Source organism: Pantoea sp. SGAir0183 (assembly GCF_043545505.1).
Window position 1 is genome coordinate 444,993 of the sequence record NZ_CP028053.1, and the last position, 9,632, is coordinate 454,624.

A 9,632-nucleotide genomic window follows, 5' to 3' on the forward strand; every position below is an offset into this window, starting at 1 on the left:
GTAGAGGTCTAAGATGGCACACATCGAGAAACAAGCTGGCGAACTGCAGGAAAAACTGATCGCGGTAAACCGTGTATCTAAAACTGTAAAAGGTGGTCGTATTTTCTCCTTCACCGCACTGACTGTAGTGGGTGATGGTAACGGCCGCGTTGGTTTTGGTTACGGTAAAGCGCGTGAAGTTCCAGCAGCGATCCAGAAAGCGATGGAGAAAGCCCGTCGCAACATGGTTAATGTCGCGCTGATCAACGGCACCCTGCAGCACCCTGTTAAAGGTGCGCACACTGGGTCCCGTGTGTTCATGCAGCCGGCTTCAGAAGGTACCGGTATCATCGCCGGTGGTGCAATGCGCGCCGTTCTGGAAGTCGCTGGAGTACATAACGTTCTGGCAAAAGCCTATGGTTCTACTAACCCGATTAACGTGGTTCGTGCAACTATCGACGGCCTGGGCAATATGAAGTCTCCGGAAATGGTCGCTGCTAAGCGTGGTAAATCCGTTGAAGAAATTCTGGGGTAATCACGATGGCAAAGACTATTAAAATCACTCAAACCCGTAGTTCAATCGGCCGCTTGCCTAAGCATAAAGCCACTCTGGTTGGCCTGGGTCTGCGTCGTATTGGTCATACCGTAGAGCGTGAAGACACGCCAGCTGTACGCGGCATGGTCAACGCGGTTTCCTACATGGTTAAAGTGGAGGAGTAAGAGATGCGTTTAAATACTCTGTCTCCGGCCGAAGGGTCTAAGCACGCTACCAAGCGTCTGGGTCGTGGTATCGGTTCTGGCCTCGGAAAAACCGGTGGTCGTGGTCACAAAGGTCAGAACTCACGTTCTGGCGGTGGCGTACGTCGCGGTTTCGAAGGTGGTCAGATGCCTCTGTACCGTCGTCTGCCGAAGTTCGGTTTCACCTCTCGCAAAGCAATGATCACCACAGAGATTCGTCTGTCTGATCTGGCGAAAGTTGAAGGCGGTATCGTCGACCTGAACGCGCTGAAAGCAGCCAACATTGTCGGTGTCCAGATTGAGTTCGTTAAAGTCATTCTGTCTGGTGAAGTTTCTGCACCGGTAACGGTTCGCGGCCTGCGTGTCACCAAAGGTGCTCGTGCTGCAATCGAAGCTGCTGGCGGTAAAATCGAGGAATAAGTAGCAGATGGCTAAACAACCGGGATTAGATTTTCAAAGTGCCAAAGGTGGCTTTGGTGAACTGAAACGCAGACTGCTGTTTGTTATCGGTGCACTGATTGTCTTCCGCATTGGCTCTTTCATTCCAATCCCTGGTATTGATGCCACTGTACTTGCCAAACTGCTTGAGCAACAGCGTGGCACCATCATTGAAATGTTTAACATGTTCTCTGGTGGTGCTCTCAGCCGTGCTTCTATTTTTGCTCTGGGTATCATGCCGTATATTTCGGCATCTATTATTATCCAGCTGTTAACGGTGGTTCATCCTGCCTTAGCAGAAATCAAGAAAGAAGGGGAGGCTGGCCGTCGTAAGATTAGCCAGTACACCCGTTACGGTACGTTGGTATTGGCCATATTCCAGTCGATCGGTATTGCTACCGGTTTGCCGAATATGCCTGGTATGCAAGGCCTGGTAATGAATCCAGGCTTTGCATTCTATTTTACCGCTGTTGTAAGTCTGGTTACCGGGACAATGTTCCTGATGTGGCTGGGCGAACAGATTACTGAACGTGGTATCGGTAACGGTATCTCGATCATTATCTTCGCGGGTATTGTTGCGGGACTTCCGCCGGCCATTGGCCATACCATCGAGCAAGCGCGGCAAGGTGACCTGCACTTCCTTCTGTTGCTGTTGGTTGCAGTTCTCGTATTTGCAGTGACCTTCTTTGTTATTTTCGTTGAGCGTGGTCAACGCCGCATCGTGGTGAACTATGCGAAACGTCAACAAGGTCGTCGCGTTTACGCTGCACAGAGCACACATTTACCGTTGAAAGTGAATATGGCAGGGGTTATCCCGGCAATCTTCGCTTCCAGCATTATTCTGTTCCCGGCAACGATTGCATCGTGGTTCGGGGGCGGTACCGGTTGGAACTGGCTGACAACAATTTCGATGTATTTGCAGCCAGGACAGCCGCTTTATGTGCTACTCTATGCGACTGCTATCATCTTCTTCTGTTTCTTCTACACGGCGTTGGTTTTCAACCCGCGTGAAACAGCAGATAACCTGAAGAAGTCTGGTGCATTCGTACCGGGAATTCGTCCGGGAGAGCAAACGGCGAGATATATCGATAAAGTAATGACACGGTTAACCTTAATCGGTGCCCTCTACATTACCTTTATTTGCCTTATCCCGGAGTTCATGCGTGATGCGATGAAAGTTCCTTTCTACTTTGGCGGTACATCGCTGCTTATCGTAGTGGTCGTCATCATGGACTTTATGGCTCAAGTGCAAACTCTGATGATGTCAAGTCAATACGAGTCTGCATTGAAGAAAGCTAACCTGAAGGGCTATGGCCGTTAATTCAGGTGGTTGAGAAGTTACGGAGAGTAAAAATGAAAGTTCGTGCTTCCGTCAAGAAATTATGTCGTAACTGCAAAATCATTCGTCGCGACGGTGTCGTTCGTGTGATCTGCAGCGCCGAGCCAAAGCATAAACAGCGCCAAGGCTGATTTTCACATATTTTTCTTGCAAAGTCGGGTTGAGCTGGCTAGATTAGCCAGCCAATCTTTTGTATGTCTGTACGTTTCCATTTGAGTATCCTGAAAACGGGCTTTTCAGCATGGTGCGTACATATTAAATAGTAGGAGTGCATAGTGGCCCGTATAGCAGGCATTAACATTCCTGATCAGAAACATACCGTTATCGCATTAACTTCGATCTTCGGTATTGGTAAAACTCGTTCTAAAGCCATTTGCGCTTCAACGGGTATTGCTGAAAATGTTAAGATCAGTGAGCTGTCTGAAGAACAAATTGATCAGCTGCGTGATGCAGTTGCTAAATTCGTTGTTGAAGGTGATCTGCGCCGTGAAATCACCCTGAGCATCAAGCGTCTGATGGACCTTGGTTGCTACCGTGGTTTGCGCCATCGTCGTGGTCTTCCGGTTCGCGGTCAGCGCACCAAGACCAACGCACGTACCCGTAAGGGTCCGCGTAAACCGATCAAGAAATAATCGGGGTGAGTAAATAATGGCAAAGGCACCAGTTCGTGCACGTAAGCGTGTAAGAAAACAAGTCTCAGATGGCGTGGCTCATGTCCATGCGTCTTTTAACAACACCATCGTTACCATTACTGATCGTCAGGGTAACGCACTGGGTTGGGCAACCGCCGGTGGTTCCGGTTTCCGCGGTTCACGTAAATCTACGCCGTTTGCTGCTCAGGTCGCTGCAGAGCGCTGTGCAGAAGCTGTAAAAGATTACGGTATTAAGAACCTGGAAGTTATGGTTAAGGGTCCGGGTCCAGGCCGCGAATCAACGATTCGTGCTCTGAACGCCGCTGGTTTCCGCATCACGAACATTACTGATGTGACTCCGATCCCTCACAACGGTTGTCGTCCGCCGAAAAAACGTCGCGTATAACGTCCGTTTTTTAGGTTAGTTGGAGAAAGAAAATGGCAAGATATTTGGGTCCTAAGCTCAAGCTGAGCCGTCGTGAGGGCACTGACTTATTCCTTAAGTCTGGCGTTCGCGCGATTGATTCCAAGTGTAAGATTGAACAAGCCCCTGGTCAGCACGGTGCGCGCAAGCCACGTCTGTCTGACTACGGCGGTCAGTTACGTGAAAAGCAAAAAGTTCGTCGTATCTACGGTGTGCTTGAGCGTCAGTTCCGTAACTATTACAAAGAAGCAGCACGTCTGAAAGGCAACACCGGTGCAAACCTGTTGGCTCTGCTGGAAGGCCGTCTGGACAACGTCGTTTATCGTATGGGCTTTGGTGCCACGCGTGCGGAAGCACGTCAGCTGGTCAGCCATAAGTCTGTTCTGGTAAATGGTCGCGTTGTTAACATCGCTTCTTATCAGGTATCTCCGAATGATGTCGTTAGCATCCGTGAGAAAGCCAAAAAGCAATCTCGCGTGAAGGCCGCTCTGGAGCTGGCTGAGCAGCGTGAAAAGCCAACCTGGCTGGAAGTTGATGCAGCTAAGATGGAAGGTGTGTTCAAACGTATTCCTGAACGTACTGATCTGTCTGCGGACATTAACGAACACCTGATCGTCGAGCTTTACTCTAAGTAAAGCTTAGTACCAAAGAGAGGACACAATGCAGGGTTCTGTGACAGAGTTTCTAAAACCGCGCCTGGTAGATATCGAGCAAGTGAGTTCGACGCACGCCAAGGTGACCCTTGAGCCTTTAGAGCGTGGCTTTGGCCATACTCTTGGTAACGCGCTGCGCCGTATTCTGCTTTCATCAATGCCGGGTTGCGCGGTGACCGAGGTTGAAATTGATGGTGTACTGCATGAGTACAGCACCAAAGAGGGTGTACAGGAAGATATCCTGGAAATCCTGCTCAACCTTAAAGGTTTGGCGGTAAGAGTTCAGGGCAAAGATGAAGTTATTCTTACCTTGAATAAATCTGGCATTGGCCCTGTGACTGCAGCCGACATTACCCATGATGGTGATGTCGAAATCGTCAAGCCGCAGCATGTGATCTGCCATCTGACCGATGACAACGCATCTATTAGCATGCGTATCAAAGTTCAGCGTGGTCGTGGTTATGTGCCGGCTTCTGCCCGAATTCATTCGGAAGAAGATGAGCGCCCAATCGGCCGTCTGCTGGTCGACGCTTGCTACAGCCCTGTAGACCGTATCGCCTACAATGTTGAAGCAGCGCGTGTAGAGCAGCGCACCGACCTGGACAAGCTGGTCATCGAAATGGAAACCAACGGCACAATCGATCCTGAAGAGGCGATTCGTCGTGCGGCGACCATCCTGGCAGAACAACTGGAAGCTTTCGTTGACTTACGTGATGTACGTCAGCCGGAAGTGAAAGAAGAGAAACCAGAATTCGATCCGATCCTGCTGCGCCCTGTTGACGATCTGGAATTGACTGTCCGCTCTGCTAACTGCCTTAAGGCAGAAGCTATCCACTACATCGGTGATCTGGTACAGCGTACTGAGGTTGAGCTGCTTAAAACGCCTAACCTTGGTAAAAAATCTCTTACCGAGATTAAAGATGTGCTGGCCTCACGTGGTCTGTCTCTGGGCATGCGCCTGGAAAACTGGCCACCGGCAAGCATTGCTGATGAATAACCCGATCACAGGTTAAGGTTTCACTGAGAAGGATAAGGTCATGCGCCATCGTAAGAGTGGTCGTCAACTGAACCGCAACAGCAGCCATCGTCAGGCTATGTTCCGTAACATGGCTGGCTCTCTGGTTCGTCACGAGATCATCAAGACGACTCTGCCGAAAGCCAAAGAGTTGCGCCGCGTAGTTGAGCCGCTGATTACTCTTGCCAAGACCGACAACGTAGCTAATCGTCGTCTGGCATTCGCCCGTACTCGTGATAACGAGATCGTGGCAAAACTGTTTAATGAGTTAGGCCCGCGTTTCGCGAGCCGTGCAGGTGGTTACACTCGCATTCTGAAGTGTGGCTTCCGCGCTGGTGACAACGCTCCGATGGCATACATCGAGCTGGTTGATCGTCCAGAAGCTCAAGCAGAAGCTGCAGCAGAGTAATCTGTTGCAACGTGAAAAACCCGCTTCGGCGGGTTTTTTATTGCCTGTCATTCTGCGTCTGCTACGCTTGTGGTGTCATGAAGGAGGTGAACAATGTGGTTAATTGATCAGCTTGCAGAACAGCATATTAAAGCCGCGCAGGAGAAAGGTGAGCTGAGTGATCTGCCGGGCGAAGGCGCACCGCTGAATCTCGAAGACGACAGTCAGGTTCCACCTGATCTACGAGCAGGATACCGACTGTTAAAAAATGCAGGTTTTCTTCCCCCCGAACTTGAGCTGCGCCGCGAAGCACTTCAGGTCAGCGATCTTTTACAGCATTTAGATCCTGACGATCCAGAGGCGCTGATCCAGACACAACGATTACGGCAACTGAAGATAAGGCTGAGCCAGGCCGGTATGCGCACTGATTTTCTTGAGGGGGAATATGGTCGTGCGATTAAGACCAAACTCGTGCCCGATTAAGGTGTATTTTTTGTCGCTGTTGTGCGCGTATAATGAGTTTGCTTCATCTTTTCACCGCATTATTCCATTACTCAACCGGAGAAGTTATGTCCAGATACCGTCATACGAAAGGACAAATACAGGATAACGCCTTACAGGCATTGTTACACGACCCGCTGTTCAGGCAACGTGTTGAAGAAAAACAAAAAGGCAAAGGCAGTTACCGGCGTAAAGAAAAACATGGGAAAGGCTGGGAGGCCAGTGATAAGCAAGCCGTTTATCACTGGCCTTCTGCTTTACAGACACAAAAAAGCCGCTTCAGAGCGGCTTTTTATTTTAGATTTTCGTATTCTGTTGTTTGAGTAAATCGCGGATTTCTGTCAGAAGCAGTTCTTCATTTGTAGGTTTAGGTGCCGGTTTTTCCACTTCTTTCTTCTTATACAGTTTGTTCATCAGCTTAATCGCCATAAAGATAGCAAAAGCAACAATGATGAAATCAAATACGGTTTGCAGGAAAATACCATATTCCATAACCACAGCCGGTGTGTTGCCGACGGCAGGTTTAAGCACCCAGCTAAACGATTTGAAATCAACGCCGCCAATCAGCAAGCCCAGCGGTGGCATAATGATGTTCGCGACCAGTGATGAAACAATCTTACCGAATGCCGCACCGATAATCACACCGACGGCCAGATCAACCACGTTGCCGCGCATCGCAAAATCACGAAACTCTTTGAATAAACTCATACTTCTCTCCTTGCCTTAGCCAATGCCATAAAGTTTAACAAAGCTCACAATATTTGCCATTAACCACAGACAATAAGCCACTGACATGTCAGTGCTGGCTTTTTATGTGTTATAGGAAAAACGGACTGGGCTGGAACAGGCGCTCGACGTCCGGCACAAACTTTTTATCGGTTAAAAACATCACAACGTGATCGCCCTGTTCAATACGCAGATTGTCATTCGCTATCATCACATCGTCGCCGCGCACCACAGCACCAATCAGTGTGCCTGGTGGCAGCTTGATATCATCAACTGACCGTCCCACCACGCGCGATGTGGTTTCGTCGCCATGCGCGATGGCTTCGATGGCTTCAGCAATGCCTCGACGTAATGACGAGACACCCACAATATCGGCTTTGCGCACATGTCCCAGTAAGGCCGAGATGGTCGCCTGCTGGGGAGAAATGGCGATATCAATGACGCTGCCCTGGACCAGATCGACATAAGCACGGCGTTGAATCAGCACCATAACTTTCTTGGCGCCCATTTTTTTGGCCAGCATGGCAGACATGATATTGGCTTCGTCATCGTTGGTGACGGCGATAAACAAATCCACCTGCTCAATATGCTCTTCCGCCAGTAGTTCCTGATCGGAGGCATCACCGTAAAAGACCACCGTGTCGTGCAACTGTTCAGCCAGTTCGGCCGCGCGCTGGGGATTGCGCTCAATAAGTTTCACGCTGTAGTTTTTCTCGAGCTTTTGCGCCAGGCCAAAGCCAATGTTGCCGCCGCCTACTAACATGATGCGTTTATAAGGCTTTTCCAGGCGCTGCATTTCACTCATTACCGCACGAATATGCTGGCTGGCGGCAATGAAGAAAACTTCATCACCGGCTTCGATAATGGTGGAGCCCTGTGGCCGGATAGGGCGGTCCTGACGAAAAATCGCCGCTACGCGCGTATCGATATGGGGCATGTGATCGCGCAGGATCGACAATTGATTGCCCACCAGGGGGCCACCGTAATAGGCTTTCACGACTGCGAGGCTCACTTTGCCTTCAGCAAAATTAACTACCTGCAACGCGCCCGGATATTGAATCAGGCGGTAAATATTGTCGATAACCAGTTGCTCAGGCGAAATCAGATGGTCGATAGGCACTGCTTCGGGGATAAAAAGCTTATCCGCATCGCGCAGATAGTCAGCCGCACGTATACGGGCGATACGATTTGGCGTGTTGAAGAGCGAATACGCGATTTGACAGGCTATCATGTTGGTTTCGTCAGAGCTGGTAACGGCGACCAGCATATCGGCGTCTTCCGCGCCCGCCTCACGGAGAACCCGTGGGTGGGAACCATGACCCTGCACAACACGTAAATCAAATTTATCCTGTAACTGACGTAAACGTGCTGAATCTGTATCAACAACTGTTATATCGTTGTTTTCGCCAACCAGATTTTCGGCCAGTGTGCCTCCAACCTGGCCAGCACCAAGAATGATGATTTTCATCGCTTTTCAAAGCCTTTTCATTATGCGTTAGCGTCTTTAATCAGCTTAGCGTAGAAAAATCCGTCTCCGCCTTCAGCGTCAGGGAACACCTGCCAGCCCGTTTCGGGCGCGCCTGAAAGGGAGACAGCCTGTGCATCCGCATGTCGCTGTAAGAAACCGCTGATTTGCTCATGGTTCTCTTCCGGTAGGACAGAGCAGGTCGCGTAGATCATCGTACCGCCCGCTTTTAGAAGCGTCCAGGTGGCCTCCAGAATGTCACGCTGCAAAGCGGCCAGTTCGCTGATATCGCGATCGCGGCGTAACCATTTGATATCCGGATGGCGGCGAATCACGCCTGTGGCTGAGCAGGGCGCATCCAGCAGGATACGATCAAACTGCCGTTGGTCACACCATTGCTGCGGAGTACGGCCATCACCTTGTTTGACCTCGGCGGTCATTCCCAGCCGTGTCAGGTTTTCGGTTACGCGCTTCAGTCGTTGTGCGTCCACATCCACAGCGAGGACCTGCGCGTCAGGGGCTATTTCTAAAATATGCGTCGTTTTGCCGCCTGGCGCTGCACACAGATCGAGAATATGTTCGCCATTTTTAGGCGCAAGCAGAAGCGCACAGCGTTGTGCTGAGAGATCCTGCACCGTAACCCAGCCCTGGTCGAAACCGGGTAACTGGTGAACCGGCGCTGGCGAGGCCAGGCGTAATGCTTCCGGCACATCCTCTGCGGTCATCGCCTCTCTTTCACTGGCGGTCAGCAGAGCAAGCCAACTGTCACGGGTATGGTGCTGACGGTTAACCCGCAGCCACATCGGTGGGCGTTGGTTATTCGCGTCAACAATCTGTTGCCAGCGATCTGGCCAGGCAAGCTGCAGTCGGTTCAGTAGCCATCCGGGATGAAGATGGCGCTGTGGACCTTCCTGGATGCTGGCAAGGAGTTCCTCCTGACGGCGCTGGAACTGACGTAACACACCGTTGATCAATCCTTTCAGATTGGCACGTTTAAGCACTTCAGCACCAGCAACGGTCTCGGCTAATGCCGCATGTGCCGGGACGCGCGTGTAGAGCAACTGGTACAGGCCCACCATGATCAGAAAATGCAGCGTACGCTGTTTGCCGGTCAGAGGGCGCTCCATCAATTTCCCGATAAGCGCTTCCAGCTGCGGTAACGTTCGTAACACACCAAAGCAGATCTCTTGCACCAGAGCGGCGTCTTTATCGGCGACTTTTTTCTGTGCGGCAGGCAGCACAGTATTGAGTGACTCGCCCTTATCGACAACACGTTCAATCAGTTGTGCAGACAGGCTACGAAGGTTGGATGATTTAGTCATAAGATAGTGCCA

General features: G+C 50.7%; 15 protein-coding genes. 12 read left to right on the plus strand and 3 right to left on the minus strand.

Features of this window, described 5'->3' with window-relative positions; genetic code table 11:
* Nucleotides 1–13 precede the first annotated feature (13 nt).
* From rpsE to C1N59_RS02170, 12 genes are all read left to right on the plus strand, one after another.
* Nucleotides 14–514 carry a 30S ribosomal protein S5 gene (gene rpsE, locus C1N59_RS02115; RefSeq protein WP_006120595.1) on the plus strand — a complete coding sequence of 167 codons (501 nt, stop codon included), beginning with the start codon at nucleotides 14–16 and terminating at the stop codon, nucleotides 512–514.
* 5 nt (nucleotides 515–519) lie between these two features.
* Nucleotides 520–699: a 50S ribosomal protein L30 gene (rpmD, locus tag C1N59_RS02120; protein ID WP_003850166.1), complete on the plus strand. Its 180-nt coding sequence runs from the start codon at nucleotides 520–522 to the stop codon at nucleotides 697–699.
* Between the two features lie 3 nt (nucleotides 700–702).
* Nucleotides 703–1,137, plus strand: coding sequence for a 50S ribosomal protein L15 (gene rplO, locus C1N59_RS02125; protein ID WP_009087579.1), 435 nt, complete (start codon nucleotides 703–705; stop codon nucleotides 1,135–1,137).
* Nucleotides 1,138–1,144: 7 nt separating this feature from the next.
* Nucleotides 1,145–2,476 carry a preprotein translocase subunit SecY gene (gene secY / locus C1N59_RS02130; RefSeq protein ID WP_006120598.1) on the plus strand — a complete coding sequence of 444 codons (1,332 nt, stop codon included), beginning with the start codon at nucleotides 1,145–1,147 and terminating at the stop codon, nucleotides 2,474–2,476.
* Nucleotides 2,477–2,508: 32 nt separating this feature from the next.
* Nucleotides 2,509–2,625, plus strand: coding sequence for a 50S ribosomal protein L36 (gene rpmJ, locus C1N59_RS02135; RefSeq protein ID WP_004160566.1), 117 nt, complete (start codon nucleotides 2,509–2,511; stop codon nucleotides 2,623–2,625).
* A gap of 144 nt (nucleotides 2,626–2,769) precedes the next feature.
* Nucleotides 2,770–3,126, plus strand: coding sequence for a 30S ribosomal protein S13 (rpsM, locus tag C1N59_RS02140; protein WP_003850176.1), 357 nt, complete (start codon nucleotides 2,770–2,772; stop codon nucleotides 3,124–3,126).
* Nucleotides 3,127–3,142: 16 nt separating this feature from the next.
* The gene (rpsK, locus tag C1N59_RS02145) at nucleotides 3,143–3,532 is read left to right on the plus strand and encodes a 30S ribosomal protein S11 (RefSeq protein ID WP_004160563.1); all 390 of its coding nucleotides are present in this window, start codon (nucleotides 3,143–3,145) and stop codon (nucleotides 3,530–3,532) included.
* Between the two features lie 32 nt (nucleotides 3,533–3,564).
* Entirely contained in the window at nucleotides 3,565–4,185 is a 621-nt protein-coding gene (gene rpsD / locus C1N59_RS02150; protein WP_006120599.1) for a 30S ribosomal protein S4, read from the plus strand.
* A gap of 25 nt (nucleotides 4,186–4,210) precedes the next feature.
* Entirely contained in the window at nucleotides 4,211–5,200 is a 990-nt protein-coding gene (locus C1N59_RS02155) for a DNA-directed RNA polymerase subunit alpha (protein WP_033741519.1), read from the plus strand.
* A gap of 40 nt (nucleotides 5,201–5,240) precedes the next feature.
* Nucleotides 5,241–5,627: a 50S ribosomal protein L17 gene (gene rplQ / locus C1N59_RS02160; protein WP_009087575.1), complete on the plus strand. Its 387-nt coding sequence runs from the start codon at nucleotides 5,241–5,243 to the stop codon at nucleotides 5,625–5,627.
* A 93-nt stretch (nucleotides 5,628–5,720) separates the two neighbouring features.
* Nucleotides 5,721–6,089, plus strand: a complete 369-nt coding sequence (locus C1N59_RS02165; protein ID WP_164482646.1) for a DnaJ family domain-containing protein — start codon at nucleotides 5,721–5,723, stop codon at nucleotides 6,087–6,089.
* Nucleotides 6,090–6,175: 86 nt separating this feature from the next.
* Nucleotides 6,176–6,430 (plus strand): alternative ribosome-rescue factor A, encoded by a 255-nt coding sequence (locus C1N59_RS02170; protein ID WP_039343751.1) that lies wholly within the window; start codon nucleotides 6,176–6,178, stop codon nucleotides 6,428–6,430.
* On the opposite strand, the gene mscL is transcribed toward C1N59_RS02170, so the two are convergent.
* From mscL to rsmB, 3 genes are all read right to left on the minus strand, one after another.
* A complete protein-coding gene (mscL, locus tag C1N59_RS02175; protein WP_006120604.1) occupies nucleotides 6,405–6,815 on the minus strand; it encodes a large-conductance mechanosensitive channel protein MscL in 411 nt (136 codons plus the stop codon). The two genes, C1N59_RS02170 and mscL, sit on opposite strands and share 26 nt — an antisense overlap.
* 109 nt (nucleotides 6,816–6,924) lie before the next feature.
* A complete protein-coding gene (gene trkA / locus C1N59_RS02180; protein WP_394550242.1) occupies nucleotides 6,925–8,301 on the minus strand; it encodes a Trk system potassium transporter TrkA in 1,377 nt (458 codons plus the stop codon).
* A 20-nt stretch (nucleotides 8,302–8,321) separates the two neighbouring features.
* Nucleotides 8,322–9,620: a 16S rRNA (cytosine(967)-C(5))-methyltransferase RsmB gene (gene rsmB, locus C1N59_RS02185; protein ID WP_394550244.1), complete on the minus strand. Its 1,299-nt coding sequence runs from the start codon at nucleotides 9,618–9,620 to the stop codon at nucleotides 8,322–8,324.
* Nucleotides 9,621–9,632 lie beyond the last annotated feature (12 nt).